Genomic DNA, 15882 nt, shown 5'->3' with positions numbered 1-15882 from the left:
GTCGGTCGAACAAATCAGTCTCTAGGTCTTGACTTCATATAGCTGGTCTCCGTTCAGATCGTCCGCAGACCCTGGGTGTGCCCAATGGATGCACAGCCAGGGTGAGCCATCCCCTTTCAGAGGAAGCTGGCACCCTTTCAATTGTGAACAGATTAGTAACACATCCTGCGGAGACCGCAGATGATGTCACAGATTCTATCCACTTCTTTAAGCCTGATGTCAGCGTAGAGCGGCAGGGTGAGCACTCGCTTACTCACGTGGAGGGCGACGGGGGTGAGGTTGGGGTCAAAGCGGCCATGGTAGCAGTCATACGAGCTTGTGATGGGATAGAAGTACTTGCGCGCCATGACCCCGTTACGCTGGAGTTCGTCGAAGACCTCGTTCCTGCTTGCACCGAAGGTCCGCTCGTCCACGACGATGGGGAAGTAGGCGTAGTTGGGCATGACACCCTCCTGGACGGGGTTCAGCTGGATGCCCTCGACGTCGGCCAAGCGGCTTCGGTAGCGCTCCGCAATCACGCCCCTCTTGGCTATCTCGTCATCGATGTGCCTCAGGTTGCAGATGCCCATAGCCGCGCAGAACTCGTTCATCTTTGCGTTGGCCCCAACGCCGTCCACCCGCTCCGGTCCGCGGATGCCGAAGTTCTTGAGGCGGTAGAGCTCCAGGCCGAAGTCCTCGTCATTGTAGCAGGCGGCACCGCCCTCTATGGTGTTGAACACCTTGGTCGCGTGGAAGCTGAAGCAGGAGACGTCGCCAAAGCTGCCGATGCCCCTCCCCCCATAGCGAACCCCAAAGACGTGTGCGGCGTCATAGACGACCCTCAGGCCGTACTTGCGTGCGATGCGCTGGATCTCCTCCACGTCACAGACGTTCCCGTACACGTGGACGGGCATGATCGCGCTCGTTTGGTCGGTGATGAGGTCCTCGATCCTCGTCGCGTCAATCGTGAAGTCTGTGGGGTCGATGTCGCAGAAGACGGGGGTCAGGTTGTTCCGGACGATCGCGTGCGTGGTCGAGGCGAAGGTGAACGGGGTCGTGATGACCTCGCCGGCGAGCTTCAAGGCCTGCAGCGCCAGCTCCAGTGACATGTGCCCGTTCGTGAGCAGGTCGACGTGCGACACGTCCAGGTAGTCCCGCAGGAGTCCCCGCAGCCGCTCATGCTTCTCACCCATGTTCGTCAGCCACCGCGAGTCCCAGATGTCGCGTATCTCCTCGACGTACTCGTCGAGTGTGGGCATCGAGGGGCGTGTGACCAGGGTCTTGTTGTCCATATGACGTCGTACTCCCAAATCGTCCGTGTCGCTATCCCGTGACCTCATGCGGGGGCTCCTCGGTGGGGTGGTCCTGGAGGCGGCCGTGGCACAAAAGGCCGAGGAAGCGGTAGCGCAGCCTCCGGAGACCGCCGAGCTCGCTGCTGAGGTCCTTGTACTTGCCGGTGGAGATGGCGCGGTAGTTGTGCGTCGCGAGGTCGTACAGAAACTTGCGCCTAAGGACGGCCCGCTGTACCGCAGTGGCGAACCTTCCCTGACTATAGGCGTCAAACGCCTCGAGGCCCCGTATGTATCCGAGCTGCACCCTCTCGCAGAACGAGCCGCCCTTCCCCAGGCTCGTCATGAAGCCGCCGCTGTCCACCGTGTAGCACGACATGTCCCTATCGATGTACCAGGCGGGCCCCTCCGTCAGGCAGAACAGGAACAGCGGCTGGTCACCCACCCGGTAGTACTTGCTGGGAAACTCGCTGGCAGAGATTCCCTCGTACTCCACCATCGTCTCGCGCCGGGACATGAAGCTGCTGAGCTGGAACATCCACTTGTCCTCGAACAGCTCGTGGTGGAGGTACTCCTCGGGCGTGATGGCACCGGCGGCAACCCTGATGGGCGGGAAGTGCTGCGGGAGCCTGTCGCCCTCGACGCTAACTCCCTGGGTGTTGTGCACGCAGAACGAGCACTCCGGATGGGTCCTGAGGGCGTCGACCTGCAGCTGGAGCTTGAGGGGGTCGGACCAGAAGTCGTCAGTCTCGCAGTAGGCGATGTAGCTCCCCCGTGCCTCGGCGAGCATCTTGCCCAGGAAGTGCCGGCCCTGTCCGTACTGGTTCTCCTCCTCCAGCATGGGCCGCACCATCTGGGGGTACCTGCGCTGGAACTCCCTGATGATGTCCTGCGAGCCGTCCGTCGACGCGTCATCATGGACGAGCAGCTCGTACGCGAAGTCCGTCTTCTGTGACACGAGACTCTCCAGTGCGCGTCGCAGTGACCTCGCATGGTTGTAGCAAACGCAAAGGACCGTGACCACCATCTCATCGTGTGCCATTCTTCCTTCATTTCTCCTTTTTCCCGCAACGCGCATAGATTCCAAGCCCTCCGTCATGCAGGCCTCTTCTTCCTCCTGACCAGGTCCATGATCATGAGGAGGACCTCGTTCTTGGTCACCAGGCAGAAGGCGAAGTAGGTGATGACGGCCAGGACCACGTCCACGAGAAGCCCGACGAAGACATTGTGCACAAGGAAGTTTGCGACGAGCATGGGCGCGGCCATGGCGGCGCACGCCAAGAACGTGTCTATCATGAACGGACGGTCAAGGCTCACCTTGAGAATCCTTCTCGAGTAGTGCAGCAGGATGGCGTTTACCAGGAGCTCGGTGACAATGGAGGCGAAGGCGGCCCCGTTCTGCGCGAATCGGGGTATCAGCACCATGTTTAGCGCCACGTTGACCGCCGCCGCCAGGAAGTATGCGGCGAGGAGCCTGTTTTCCTGGCCGGAGCTGATGATGACCTGGTACGACACGATATCCCCAAGCCCCTTGATGAGGACCAGGGGTGCCATCAGCTGCATCGTGAGCGCGGCGGGCCTGAAGGGCTCCCCGAACATGACCACCACCAAATCGTTGGCAACGAGCACGGTCCCGACGGTCAGCGGCAGGGCGAAGAAGAGCACAATCCGAAAGCCCATAGAGACGAGCCTGTCAAAGCGCTCCTTGTCCGTCTCGTACAGATAGCTAATCCTGGGCAGGAAGATCTCGGAGATGGCCGTGGCGAGCGTCAGCACCAGCCCGATGACCTTCTGTGCGTTGTTGTACCAGCCGACCACGTCGGAACTCTGGGAGGCGCCCAGCATGAGCACGTCGATGTTGTTGTAGAGCTGGGCACCGGCAGCGCAGGCCACCAGGACGAAGATGGGGCGCAGATGCTGTCTGAGCTGTAGCCCATGGAACGTGAACGTGACGTATCTGCGAGCACGTATGATGTTGAAGACGTAGTTGCCGCAAATCGCGAGCGATGAGATGAGGGCGCTCGTCACGTAGTCGCTCTGGCTGCGCACGAAGAGAAGTATTGCCACGATGGAGAGCCCCTTGATTAGGATGCTCCTGACGGCGATGTAGACGTACTCCTCCTTGCCCTGGTAGAACCAGTCGACGTTAATGTAGTTAAAGACGATGGGCAGGCCGCAGGCCACATAGAGGGGGACGTCACCGGAGAAGTACGTGACCACCAGACACGCGTAGAGAAGGAGGGCGACACTTGTCGAGCAGAAGTTGATGACCAGCACCTCGCTGAACAGCTTGTCCGTGGCCTCCCGGCTGTCCCTCCGCTTGGCGACCTCCCTCACGCCATACGTCGGGATTCCCAGAGCACCCAGCAGCACCATGTACGAGACGACGTTCTGCGCATACGAGATCTTGCCGACGCCCGCAGGCAGCAGCACGCGGGCGAGGTACACGGCAGAGATAAGCGGGAAGACCACGTTGAGCACCTTGTACAGAACGTTGAACGCCGCGTTGGTGGCCAGCGATATCCTTGGTGAGGACTGCTCCTCTTTCACGCGCTCCTCCGTCTTCCTGTCCGACGACAAGCCTCTTCGCGTCTGCTCTCCGCAGCTGCCACGGCCACGCTAGCGGCCCTCTCTCCGCCTGGAGACGAGATAGTAGGCACCCGCACCCACAAGCCCGCCTGCCGTGTTGTACGCGAGGTCGGAGAGCTGGAAGGTTCCCAGGTGGAACAGCAGCTGGGAACACTCGATGAAGAGGGAGAGGAGTGCCGAGGCCTGGACCGACTTCGTGAACGCAGAGGCGCGGGTCTCTGTGCCGGCGACGCTCCCCCTCCTGCACAGCACGTCGGAGAGCAGCAGGCCAAACGGCACGAACAGGATGAAGTTCTCGACCGCCTCGGCCGTGAACTTGCCGTCCCTGTCGTACAGCCCCCAACCGCCCAGGACGTTGGAGAGCGGGTCGAACCAGATATCGCGCGAATACAGCGTCTTGAAGAGCACCAGCACGACAAACAGCACAAGGAGGAACTCTATCCTGAAGAGTTTCGACGTCCGGAACGCCCCGATCCACGCCCTTGCCCCGCGCGATGCGGACTCATGCAGGGACCACCCGTGCTCGTGGGCATAGACGAAGAAGAACATGACGAAGACCGTGAGGGTCAGCGCAAACAGGAATGGCTGGTAGATTGATGTGAGGACGTCTCCAATAATATAGGCGACCATGTGCCAGACACCACCACTAAACGCTGGAACCATGCGTGATATCTCCCGTCTTTCTGTATTTGTCCAAGATGAATGGCACGGCAAGGAACATGTATACCAGATAGCCCGACTCCACGGTCAGGGAGCTGTTGTAGACCGAGAGCAGCAGCGCCATCAGCGCAATGACGCTGGTACAGTTGACCACTGTTCTCAAGTCCGGATCCCTGTATCGCCTGAGTCGGCTCACGATGAGGGCGAGGACGAAGAACGCCTCGAAACACGCAAGGCCAATGAGCCCTGTCTCGAGGTACACGTATGCGTCCGAGAACCACGCATAATGCAGCCAGCTGAAGTAATGGTAGAAAGAACTCGTCAGCATCGCGAAGTTCGAGGAATAGCTGCAGTTGCCAAGGCCAAAGCCAAAGAGGAGCCTCGTCAGGTCTCCCGAGAAGAACATCGACGTGATGCGCGACAGCGCGTTCATGCGGCTGAGGTCGCCCGTGCCCGTGTAGCCCGCATCCCCCATGTAGGTCGCCAGCGCGTCGCTTGTGAAGAAGTCGATGCCCGAGCCGCTGAAGAAGAGCTGCATGATATACAGACCGACAATGATGCCCACCAGCATGACAAGGGCAAGGGCCAGCGAACGCATGGTCAGCCTTTCGCTGAGGGTCGCCACGGATACGACAATCATCAGTTCGAGGAAGTATACCTTGAGTTCCGCGACGGCCATCATGTAGAAGGACAGGGCAAGCACTAATGAGAGCTTGAGGATGGACGTCCTTCCTGCCAGATACTCTGTGACATAGATGGCCGTCGTGATGACGAGCAGGATGTTGAGATAGCCGTTACCCCCCTGCTGCACGCCAAAGGAGCCGCCGACGTAGTCACCGGAGTAGCCCATGGCATATTCGAGCATGCAGAGGGGCACGTTTAGGAAGAAAAGGGCCTTGAAGAAGTCAGGCATGCGCAGGACGTCCCGAGCGCCCCAAAGCGCCACGCAGCATGTGAAGAACACATAGAACCGGAACGTATTCCTGAGGCCCCACAGATACAGCACTGCAGAACCACCGACCGTGAGGGCCCTCAGCAGCGTGAGGAACAGGAACACCAGTACGAGCGCAAAGGCAGGGCGGCAGTACCTCCCATCGTTGTCGTACTTCCCTCGCATGAGGATGGCGACGAAGAGGAACACGTTGATGACGTCGAAAAGATAGGTAATCGTCGCGGGAGCGCCGAGGATATCACGCAGGAACCCGAAGGTTGCCAGCAGGCACGCCTCACCCCAGATCAGGGTCCCGCTCTTCCTCCCAATCCAGATGTCCCCCAGGCGGCGCATGGCCAGTCCCCGACCCGCACCCTCCATCCCCCTGGGCGATGATCGTAGCCCGACACCAGCGCTGTGCATGCCATCCACCATGGCTAACGCAGGTGTAGGGGTACGTGTCCGGCACGCTGGTGACGCTCGCCGTACATGAAGCCGACAATCTGCACGTCTGCGAGCCGCAGGCGCCTCAACGTCTCGGCAACGTCGGCCTTTCTCGTCTTGCCCGCGCGGACCGAGAGGAAGACCTTGCCGAACAAGTCCGCCAGGACCAAGGCGCTGTCATCGGAGAGAGCGGAGGGGATGGCTGCAACGACGTAGTCGTAGTCCTTCTCGAACCCCCTAAGCAGCGACGTCATGCGCCCATCCTGGACACGCCTTCCAAAGTCGTCAATCGACCCTCCCGACGCGAGGAAGTCAATCCCCTGCCCTACCTCCTGCACGACGTCGGAGACCTGGCCATGCCCGAGGAGAAGGTCCGTCAGCCCGCCGGTCCGGCTCACCCCCAGCGCCTTGCCGCAGGCATCGCTACTGACATCACAGTCGATGAGGAGGACTCGCGCGGCCCTCGTGGCAAACGACGTCGCAAGCGCAATGGCATTCGTTGCGGCCAGGCCCTTGCCATCGGCATCCATCACCCCAATCGTGCGTGAGGCATGGCGCGGCAGCAGGGGCAAGAGCTCGCCGGCGTCGACGACAGAGGGTATCCCGAAGCGCTCCTCCAGCTCCTCCTTGCTCCCGACGTTCTTGTTCTTGCCGTCCTTGCCCACGACAACGAGAGCCGCCACCACGAACCCAACGAGGGAGGCCGCCGCCGTGTTGAGCAGGAGGGAGGGAGAACTCTGCGTAGTGCTCACCTTTGGCGACTCAACCACCGCCATGGAACTATCCTTGGCGATGCCCGAGATGTAGCCTGGTGCGATGTCGATGAGGGACACCGCGATGTCATAGGCATCCTGGGGGGAATCGGCTGTCACGGTCACGGTCACGAGGGGAGTCTTCTGCTCGACCTCAGTGGCGACGAGCGTCCTGTCGAGCACCCGGGAGTCGTAGCCGTCCAGGCCCGTGCCCTCGACGGCCCTCGAGACCATCTCGCTGCTCTCGAAGATGAAGGCGTAGGTGCTTGCCAGGGCGTTCGAGGCATCGATGTCACCGCTGCCCAGGTAGTTCGTGATGGGAGACTCCGTGGTCACCTGCTGGTTGGCAGGACGGTTGGTGACATACACCGTGAAGGACGACTGGTAGTGCGGGGTGACCTGCGTCGTCGTGTACGCGAAGGCGAGCGTCCCCAAGGCGGCGGCCGCCAGCAGGCACACGAGCAGATGCCTGCCCACGGCCCTGAAGGCGTCACCCAGCCGGATGCCGTTGTCCTCGTCATAGGAGACGTCGATGTACCGCTCGTCCATGGGCTAGTTGCGCTCCGTGATGATCCTGCAGCTTGCAAGCATGTCCTGTGACTCTTCCTGGGAGGTGTTCATGATGACGTCGATGATGGAGAGGCAGGGCACGAACTCCTGGGCCTGCTGCCGATAGGCGATAGGGATGCACTCCAGGAAGCCGAGGGCCAGGCCATGCTCCCTGAAGGTGTCGAAGGCATAGAGCTCCCGCCCCCCGATGGCGTTATAGTAGGTGTCAGCCCCCAGCTGCCTGCAGTAGTCGAAGATCCTTCCCTCCTTGCGCAGGGTAGGGTCCTGCGGGTAGTCGGACGTCCTCACCAACCGCGTGGTGATGCCGAGGTAGGAGCAGACGACCGAGATGGTATGGAACAGGAAATCCGCCAGGTTAAGGGTGTCGCAGGTCAAGGCATCGCGCATGACGTCCAGGCCCGTCTCGAGGTTGGGGGCCTTGCGATAGCACCCGCGCAGGACATTGAGCCTCTCCCCCACGTCGAGGGGCTTAATCATATGGTCGCAGATGTGCCTGTTCTGAGACATGTGGCTCACGGTGACGTTGAAGTAGCACACGTCGCCCTGGCGCAGAATCCTGTTCCGGTGCACCCAACCACCCTTGATGAAGTTGTAGTTGTCCGCCGACGCAAAGACGTCGACCGCGTTTATCAGCTGCCAGTAACCAAGGTATGGCATGAAGTATGGCTGATGTATTCCGGCAATCAAGGCATCCCCCTCAATGACACAGCGTGCCAATGATATAAGGCCAACTGAGCTAGTTTAAAGATAAGCGTTCACGTAAGGTCTCCCCCCAGCAAAGCTCCATAGAACGTCTGTACTTCGCCTTTGCGGGCGGGGAACGACTGCTTCCACGTGAGCTTGAACAGGCTCGTGTCGCTCGAGAGCTCCTGCCACCTCTGCCTGTCGAAGGGCTCTCCCAAGCATTTGCCCAGCTCATCGCAGAGGGGGTTGTTCGGCCGTATGGCATCGAAGGCCCTGGCTATGGAGGGGTCATGCCTCTGTGCCAGAACGATCATGTAGTCGACCAGGAGATAGTCAACCATGAAGTCGTTTTTCTGCCAGTACTCGAGGAAGAAGTCCCTGATGGTTGCGAACACCCTCCTGTGCGCCGTGTCACAGGAGAGCGAATAGCCCGCAAAATAGCCAGAGGCGACGGAGGCGTGCAGGTAGTCGGGCCGTTTGATCGAGAACAGAGGCTGTCCGAAGGCCAGGTCCCCCAACGGGCCGCAGCAGAAGAAGGTGGCGTCGAGCCAGAGGCCTCCGTGCTCCGCCAGCAGGCTGAGCCTCAGGAGGTCGGAGAGGTTGGTCCTCGTGATGGTCCCCTCCGCCACCTTTCCCATCACCCAGTCGGGGATATGCACATAGTCGCGATAGTTCCTGTCCGTAATGATGGTCACGGCATGCCCGTCCGCATTGCGGCATATGGATTCGACGCAGGCCCTCACGATGGCAGGGGCGCACTCGATGCCCTGCCACCAGCACAGCCAGATCCTCCCCTCCAGGTCTGGGTCGCCCGGCGGCAGCTCTGTCGCATAGTCGTACGACTCGTAGTAGCCGTGGGACCTCGCCTCGAGATACTCGAGTACCGTCTCATGCTTACGCATGAGACGGTCGCGGACTGCGGGGGGCTCCTGGAACCCGTTGCGGTTCATCACCTGGATGTCCACCTTGGCACGCAGCGTGTCGAGGGCGTCTCGCCATGAGGTCTCGCCGGCGATGGCGCGTGTCGCATGAAGCTCCTCGGCAACACGATGAGATACTCGTCTGAGATTCATATGACCTGCCATCATCGTCCGCCTTTCTTTATCGCAAGTCTCATCCTCAGCAGGAGCAGCGCCGTGCGCGTGTGCCTCCCGACAAGGCTCCTCTGGAAGATGCGCTGCTGGACGGGGAGGGTATCGATGGGAAAGTCCATGCAATAACTCCGGAACATCGTCGAGTCGATGAGTCCGAGGACCTCGCTGCGCTGTTCTCGGGGCGTCAGGTCGCTGGTGGCCACGAGGCCCACGTACAGACGGGCATAATCGACCGCCGTCCGTCTTACGCGCAGCATGCAGTCCTCGCTATCGGGCTCCATGCGGGCGAGGGCGGCAAGGGCGTCGACAAAGTCCGAATAGAGGCCCAGCTTCTCCCGTGAGAACGTTTTGGTAATGGAACTCTGGTCATCCTTTCGGTAGCAGTAGTCGGTTGACCCCACGAACGAAATCCTCCGGGCAGACCCATATGCATCAAGGTTGAATAACGTGTCTTCGGAAAGCGCGTTTCTGAAGGCGAGCCCGCAGGACTCGATGAGGGACCTTCTGTACAGCGACATGCACACGGACATCGGGAATGACTCGACGGCCGCATCACCGGGAGCGTGCCCGTAGAGCTCCCTGCGCACACCAAGGATGTCCTGCTTGTCCTCCAGCGTCCTGCCTGCAAGGGGATGGGGCTTGACGAAGGTCTTGCGTCCATTGGTCACATCGCAGTGTCCGCTCACCACGATGTCCGACCCCGACTCCACCGCCTTGCCGTAAAGGTGCTCGTACATCGTGGGCTCGACCCAGTCGTCGGAGTCGACGAAGGTGAGGTAGTCGCCCATGCACCAGCGGATGCCCACGTTCCTCGCGGGGCCGAGGCCCTCGTTGGGTTGATGGATGACCCTGATGTTCCCATGGCACGACGCATACGCGTCGGCAACCTCCCCCGCGCCATCGGGGGAACCGTCATCGACCAGGATGATCTCGATATCGTCGAGCGTCTGGCCGAGCAGGCTGTCTACGCACTGGGGAAGGTACTGCCTGGTATTGAATATGGGCACCACGACACTAACTCTCGGCATCGATAAGCCCCCCATACAGATGGACTAGGGACGCCATGTACGCATCCTGCGAGCAATGGTCAAGCACATAGTCCCTGCAGCGCTGTTGCATGGCATGGTAGCCGACGATGTCCGAACAGAGCCGCACGCCCCGCATGATGGCGTCCGCAAGCGACCGTACGTCACCGGGCTCACAGAGCAGGCCCGTCTCACCGTCTATCACGAGTTCGGGTATGCCGCCGATGCGCGAACCGATGACCGGTGTGCCCGCCCCAAATGCCTCGATGACCGAATAGGGCATGTTCTCGCGCCAACGCGAGGCAGTGACGGCAAGGGAGGCCCCCTCTATATTTGCGCGCAGGGCATCCCCCTGCTGAAAGCCAACGAACTCGACGCGACTGGCCCCTGGCATGCTCTTGGACAGTGCCTCGGCCGCCGTCCGCTCGGGACCTTCCCCCGCGATGACCATGTGCCAGCCGTCCGGAAGCGTGTCGATGACGCCCTGAAACGCCCTGACAAGGACGTCCACGCCCTTCTCCTTTGAGATGCGCCCGAAGAAGAGCAGGTAGGGATGCTCGTGATCCGTGCTGTCGGCGCCTTGTGCCCGAGCCTGGTCGCAGATGGCATCGCTCGCGAAATTCTGCATCCATACGACCTTGTCATCGGGCCATCCCCCCTCGACCAGCTTCGACCGCATGAAGCGCGAGGGGGCAATGACCTTGTCGATTCTCTCGTTGAGCCTGTGGAGCTGGATGTACTTGGCCTCGACGGCGGCGAGGGCGCTTTTCGCACGCGACCCCTTGACGCAACATCGCGCAACGCACTGGCCGAAGCGGCCACCAAGGCAGGCGTCGCAGACCTCGCCGGCACCATCGAGCATGAGGTAATTGGGGCACACAGTGATGTAATCGTGCGCCGTGTAGAGAACGGGGGTGGTCCCAAGCGAGGGCGCATCGAGTATCGAGAGGGTGATCTGGCGATGCACGTTGTTCAGGTGGACCACATCGGGTCTGAAGTCCCGCAGGAGCGCGTCAAAGCTGTTGCGGGCCTCGCGGGAATACACCAACGACCATCCGTCCCGTAATGTCTTGATGGGGTTCTGGGCCTCGTTGTACTCACGCTGGGTGACAAAGTACGCATCCTGCGCACAGGGTACGTTCGAAGGGTGCCGCATGGAGAAGTAGGCCACGTCATGGCCCATCTGCTCCAGTCGCTCGCCGAGCGCGAAGTAGTAGGTCTCTGCCCCTCCCTTGGGATAGTGGAACTTGTTCACGAGCAGCACTCTCATATAGGCGAGGAGCTCACCCCCCCCCCGATAGAGGGCAAGCGTCCGTGCTACAACGGCATCCCACCCATAGGCAAACGACACGTGCATGCGCGCCTGGATGCCTAGCGAAGAGACGTGCGCCGGATTCTCGAGTAGTTGGGTGAGGGAGCTCCGCAGCGCCACCACGTCCCCCCTCGGAAACGTGGCTCCCGCACTACTGAGGGTTTCGGCGCACTCCGCTATGTCGCTTGTGAGACAACAGTTGCCGTATGACATCGCCTCAAGGAGGCTCATAGGCATGCCCTCGAGATCTGAGGGAAGCACGTATAGGTAGGCGTTGCTGTAGAGCTCCTCGAGCTCGCGACCTTGCACGAAGCCCGTGAAGAGGATGGAAGGGTCATCGCCCGCAAGGGCCCTCACCCGATTGAAGTACGCCTGGGAGTCGGATGGGCCACCAGCGATAATAAGACGCTTGTCCGTCCGCACGCCTCGCCAGGCCTCTATGAGGTAGTGGACGCCCTTCTCGGGGACGATGCGTCCCACGAAAAGGACGTAGGAGGCTGCCGAGAGACCATACTTGGACGCGATGGTATGCACAGGAACTGGTGCTTTCACCGTCACTCCGTTGGGGATGTAGTGCGCCTCGCGACCGTAGGTGTCACGGAAGTAGTCCTGGACGTTCCTACTGAGGACAATAAGCTCATCGGCCTGGGCGGCGGCGAGACGCTCCCCATGCCTCAGATAGCCCGAGGCGAGCCTGCCCCACTTGGCACGTTGCCAGTCGAGCCCATGTATCGTGGCGACGCTGCGGATGTGCGCGCGACGGGCCAGCGGGATCATGGCACAGGGGCCCTCCGCATGGAAGTGGATGACGTCTGGCCTGTCGGCGACGGCGGCGCGGGCCGCAAAGTACGAGGAGCTTGCGGCGGCAAGCCCCCTCACGTCGACGGTGGGCACCGTCTTGATCCGAACGCCCTCGTACTCCTCCGGCGCCACGGGACTCAGGCCCCTGCCGGCCACGTCATGGCCCTGGCGATTGTAGACGGTCACGTCATGGCCGAGGGCGGCCATCCGCGTGGCGAGCTCTGTCACCACGACCTCCACGCCGCCCTCGCGCGATGGCATGCGCTTATGTCCCAGCATGGCAATCCTCATACCTGCGGCCGGCTAGCATCCCTGCGCGGTGAGGACCACGCCCACTGTCTGGAATATGAGCTTCAAGTCGGTGAGGAAGGACCGGGTCCTCACGTAGAGGAGGTCGAGGTCGACCCACTCATCGAAGGTAAGGCTGTCGCGGTTGCGCTGGACCTGCCAGTAGCTGGTGATACCGGCATCGCAGAGGAGGCGCTGGGACTGGTAGGGAGTGTATTGGGCGACCTCGCTGGGTAGCGCCGGGCGAGGCCCCACTATCGACATCTGCCCAAAGAGCACGTTGAAGAACTGGGGGAACTCGTCCAGGGACGTCTTGCGTATGAAGTGACCGACCCGTGTGACCCTGGGGTCGTGCGCCATCTTGAAGACGGGGCCGTCCTTCTCGTTGTAACGCATGAGCCCCGCAAGCCGCTCCTCCGCGTCGGAGTACATGGAGCGAAACTTCCACATGCTGAAGGTCCTGCCCCCCCTTCCCACGCGCGTCTGCCTGAAGATGACGGGCCCCTGGGGATCGTCCAACTTGATGGCAAGGGCTATCAGGGCGAAGAGCCACGAGAACCCCACGATCACAAAGAGGGAGAACAGGACGTCAAAGGCACGCTTGGCCACTTCGTAGGCACCATGGGACTCATTATGCGCCACGACAAGCGCGTCCCCACAGTCTTCAAGCTTAGTCGCGGAATCCTCGACCTTCATGATGAGAGTATGGTTGCCTTTCCGTCTATCCTCGCCCGTCGGACGATACGATGTGACTGTCAGGTCGTCCCGACAGAGCCCCAACCCCCGGTAACGACCATAGCAATATGCACACATAAAAGAACAATGCTATATTTCCCCCACGAAAAAATAGGCACAGCCGACCTCCCGCCGAAACACATGGCCTTATATCGCCATCTTCTGGGAAGCGCGTGCCCGCATTCGCCTTGTAGGCTACACCCGCCCCACCAAGCTGTCAATAGGGCACTATGGGGGAATCATTTCCCTGTCACGGCTCAGCCGGGCTGCCACGACCACGGTCACCCGGGTTGATCAACCCGGACCTCGCTGGAGGCCAGGGTCGCGCAGATGGTCGCGGCGAGACCATTGGCTCTCACACCAACAAGAGACGCCCCATCCCAAGCGTTGCGGAGAGGCGGGCTCTTGTCTCGCTCGCTTCCAGCCGTGCATAATTTGTCCGACGAGAAGCCCCCGGTGGTTGGGAATTTCGCGAACGCCTAACCCGGGGCCTAACCGGCGATTTTTACGGCATCGTTCTCGACTCGTGGGGAATTGCCGGCTAGCAGGGTCTATCCGTTCGAAAAATGCGGGGCCGCCATTAACTCGTGAGATATCGCAGTTTAGAGCGAGAGGACCGCAGGGATGCCCTCCCTCGGCGTCGCGCAGACGCCGAGGGGCCAGTTGTCGCAGCCGCCCTGTCACTCGCCGTACCTCTCTATGCCCCTGCGGTGTAGGGCTTCTTCCAGAACGAGAGGATCAGCGCACCAACCACGGAGCCAACTACCAGCGCCACGAGGTACATCACGGGATTGCCGATAACGGCAATGACCCAGGCGCCACCGTGAGGAGCGGGGCTCGTGCAGCCGCACGCCGCCGAGATCGCACCCGCAACGGCAGAGCCAATGATGCAGGAGGGAAGCACGTGACCGGGGTCGGCAGCGGCGAACGGGATGGCGCCCTCGGTAATGAACGAGAGGCCCATGATGTAGTTCACAATGCCCGCGTCGCGGTCGGCCTTGGACCACTTGTTCTTGAAGAACGTGGTGGAAAGGGCAATGGCCAGAGGGGGAACCATGCCGCCAACCATCACGGAGGCCATGATGATCTGGCCGGACGTAGTGCCAGCGGCAAGGGCTCCCGTGCCAAAGACGTAGGCTGCCTTGTTGAATGGGCCGCCCATGTCGATGGACATCATGCCACCGACCACGGCACCAAGCAGCACGATGTTTGTGGTCCCCATGCCATTGAGCCAGTTGTTCAGACCGGTGTTGATGGCACCAAAGATCGGGTTCAGCACGAACATGACGGCGCCTATGGCAAGCGTGCCCAGAAGCGGGTAGATGAGCATGGGCTTTATGCCCTCGAGCGAGGCGGGCATGCGGTCGCAGAGCCTCTCGATGCCAAGTGTCATGTACCCGGCGGCAAAGCCGGCGAAGAGCGCCGCGATGAAGCCGCCAGAGACGCACGCCGCAGAGGCGGCATCGGGGTCAGCGTTCAGGAGCGCAAGGTAGGCAAGGCTGTAGCCGCCCTTGGCAAAGAGGCCACCAACAAAGCCAGGGGCCAGGCCGGGCCTGTCCGCGATGGACATGGCGATGAAGCCGGCAAGGATGGGCAGCATGAGGCCAAACGCCTCGCCGCCAATGGTCTTGAAGAACGCAGCCGCCGGAATCGACGAGCCGTACGTCGAGGTGCCAAGGCCCGGCTGGTCGACGAGGAACGCGATCGCCGTGAGGATGCCGCCGCCAATGACGAAGGGCAGCATGTGGCTCACGCCGTTCATGAGATGCTTGTAGATCACATGCCAGGCGGAGTCCTTCTCGGCGCCTGCGCTGGCGGCCGCAACCTCGCCCTCCTGCACGGGTGCCTCGCCATCGAGGATGGTCTGGATGAGCTTCTCGGGCTCGGAGATGCCCGCGGTGACGTTGGTCGAGAGGACCTGCTTGCCTCCAAAGCGGGCGCGGTCCACGTTCTTGTCGGCCGCGATGATCACGCCCTTTGCGTGCGCGACCTCCTCGGCGGTAAGGACGTTCTTCGCGCCCACGGAGCCCTGCGTCTCCACCTTGATGGTGACGCCCATCTCGGCGGCCTTCTTCTCGAGGCTCTCCGCAGCCATGTAGGTGTGGGCGATGCCCGTGGGGCAAGCCGTGATTGCAAGGATGTCCGGCAGAGAGGAGGCTGCCTTGGCCACCGGCTCGGCCTTCTTTGCCTCAGCCTCTTCGCGCGTGGCCTCCGCAGCGTCGATGGCTGCCATGAACTCCTCGGGCGTCTTTGCCGCACGCAGCGCGTCCGCGAATTCCTGGTGCATCAGAAGCTTCGAAAGCTGCGCCAGTATCTCGAGATGCGCGTTGTTCTCACCTTCGGGCGCCGCGATCATGAACATGAGGTCGGCCGGCGCCCCGTCGAGTGAGTTCCAGTCGGTGCCGCCGGGCACGGTCATGGCCGCAAGGCCTGGGCGCTTGACCGCGGCCGTCTTGGCGTGCGGGATGGCGATGCCGTCCCCCACGGCAGTCGAGAACTCCTCCTCTCGCGCCATGATCGCCTTCTTGTAGGCCACCTTGTCTGTGATGTTGCCCGCTGCATCCTGCAGGGCAACCAGCTGGTCGATGGCATCGTCACGACTTGTGGCGGTAGCACCAACCTTGATTGCCTCGGGCCTGAGCAGATCGGTGATCTTCACTCGTGCTCCCCCTTCCTGTGCGCGGACATCCGTCCGCTCCCGGGCACCCAGGCCCTCTCGCCATGGGTGC

General features: G+C 61.5%; 12 protein-coding genes. All 12 read right to left on the bottom strand.

Translation table 11 applies throughout. The features are described 5' to 3' along the window. Nucleotides 1-152: 152 nt before the first annotated feature. Complete coding sequence (locus ACO59D_RS08525) at nucleotides 153-1271, bottom strand: DegT/DnrJ/EryC1/StrS family aminotransferase (protein WP_485126622.1); 1119 nt, start codon at nucleotides 1269-1271, stop codon at nucleotides 153-155. Nucleotides 1272-1302: 31 nt separating this feature from the next. After that, entirely contained in the window at nucleotides 1303-2295 is a 993-nt protein-coding gene (locus tag ACO59D_RS08520; protein ID WP_485126623.1) for a glycosyltransferase family 2 protein, read from the bottom strand. Between the two features lie 68 nt (nucleotides 2296-2363). After that, on the bottom strand, nucleotides 2364-3818 hold the full coding sequence (locus tag ACO59D_RS08515) for a flippase (protein ID WP_485126621.1): 1455 nt from the start codon (nucleotides 3816-3818) through the stop codon (nucleotides 2364-2366). A gap of 69 nt (nucleotides 3819-3887) precedes the next feature. Further along, entirely contained in the window at nucleotides 3888-4520 is a 633-nt protein-coding gene (locus ACO59D_RS08510; RefSeq protein WP_485126620.1) for a VanZ family protein, read from the bottom strand. Further along, nucleotides 4504-5829, bottom strand: coding sequence for a hypothetical protein (locus tag ACO59D_RS08505; RefSeq protein ID WP_485126619.1), 1326 nt, complete (start codon nucleotides 5827-5829; stop codon nucleotides 4504-4506). Before ACO59D_RS08505 ends, ACO59D_RS08510 begins: the two co-directional genes overlap by 17 nt. 56 nt (nucleotides 5830-5885) lie before the next feature. Further along, the gene (locus ACO59D_RS08500; RefSeq protein WP_485126618.1) at nucleotides 5886-7193 is read right to left on the bottom strand and encodes a Wzz/FepE/Etk N-terminal domain-containing protein; all 1308 of its coding nucleotides are present in this window, start codon (nucleotides 7191-7193) and stop codon (nucleotides 5886-5888) included. 3 nt (nucleotides 7194-7196) lie between these two features. Next, on the bottom strand, nucleotides 7197-7871 hold the full coding sequence (locus tag ACO59D_RS08495) for a WbqC family protein (protein ID WP_485126617.1): 675 nt from the start codon (nucleotides 7869-7871) through the stop codon (nucleotides 7197-7199). A 98-nt stretch (nucleotides 7872-7969) separates the two neighbouring features. Beyond that, nucleotides 7970-8971 carry a capsular polysaccharide synthesis protein gene (locus ACO59D_RS08490; protein WP_485126616.1) on the bottom strand — a complete coding sequence of 334 codons (1002 nt, stop codon included), beginning with the start codon at nucleotides 8969-8971 and terminating at the stop codon, nucleotides 7970-7972. A gap of 11 nt (nucleotides 8972-8982) precedes the next feature. Continuing rightward, complete coding sequence (locus tag ACO59D_RS08485) at nucleotides 8983-10020, bottom strand: glycosyltransferase family 2 protein (protein ID WP_485126615.1); 1038 nt, start codon at nucleotides 10018-10020, stop codon at nucleotides 8983-8985. Further along, complete coding sequence (locus ACO59D_RS08480) at nucleotides 10007-12409, bottom strand: glycosyltransferase family 4 protein (protein WP_485126614.1); 2403 nt, start codon at nucleotides 12407-12409, stop codon at nucleotides 10007-10009. Before ACO59D_RS08480 ends, ACO59D_RS08485 begins: the two co-directional genes overlap by 14 nt. A 24-nt stretch (nucleotides 12410-12433) precedes the next feature. Further along, a complete protein-coding gene (locus ACO59D_RS08475) occupies nucleotides 12434-13114 on the bottom strand; it encodes a sugar transferase (protein ID WP_485126613.1) in 681 nt (226 codons plus the stop codon). Between the two features lie 736 nt (nucleotides 13115-13850). Beyond that, nucleotides 13851-15812, bottom strand: coding sequence for a PTS fructose transporter subunit IIABC (locus ACO59D_RS08470; RefSeq protein ID WP_485126612.1), 1962 nt, complete (start codon nucleotides 15810-15812; stop codon nucleotides 13851-13853). Nucleotides 15813-15882 lie beyond the last annotated feature (70 nt).

It is taken from the genome of Tractidigestivibacter sp. (genome assembly GCF_057241865.1).
Note: the sequence above shows the minus strand (reverse complement) of the source record. Positions and strands in the feature narration are given on the sequence as shown.

Bases quoted from the DNA above. Each gene is read 5' to 3' on its own strand.
- ACO59D_RS08525 (WP_485126622.1), bottom strand. From the start codon at position 1,271: ATGGACAACAAGACCCTGGTCACACGCCCCTCGATGCCCACACTCGAC.
- ACO59D_RS08520 (WP_485126623.1), bottom strand. From the start codon at position 2,295: ATGGTGGTCACGGTCCTTTGCGTTTGCTACAACCATGCGAGGTCACTG.
- ACO59D_RS08510 (WP_485126620.1), bottom strand. From the start codon at position 4,520: ATGGTTCCAGCGTTTAGTGGTGGTGTCTGGCACATGGTCGCCTATATT.
- ACO59D_RS08505 (WP_485126619.1), bottom strand. From the start codon at position 5,829: ATGGAGGGTGCGGGTCGGGGACTGGCCATGCGCCGCCTGGGGGACATC.
- ACO59D_RS08500 (WP_485126618.1), bottom strand. From the start codon at position 7,193: ATGGACGAGCGGTACATCGACGTCTCCTATGACGAGGACAACGGCATC.
- ACO59D_RS08495 (WP_485126617.1), bottom strand. From the start codon at position 7,871: ATGCCATACCTTGGTTACTGGCAGCTGATAAACGCGGTCGACGTCTTT.
- ACO59D_RS08490 (WP_485126616.1), bottom strand. From the start codon at position 8,971: ATGAATCTCAGACGAGTATCTCATCGTGTTGCCGAGGAGCTTCATGCG.
- ACO59D_RS08485 (WP_485126615.1), bottom strand. From the start codon at position 10,020: ATGCCGAGAGTTAGTGTCGTGGTGCCCATATTCAATACCAGGCAGTAC.
- ACO59D_RS08480 (WP_485126614.1), bottom strand. From the start codon at position 12,409: ATGCTGGGACATAAGCGCATGCCATCGCGCGAGGGCGGCGTGGAGGTC.
- ACO59D_RS08475 (WP_485126613.1), bottom strand. From the start codon at position 13,114: ATGAAGGTCGAGGATTCCGCGACTAAGCTTGAAGACTGTGGGGACGCG.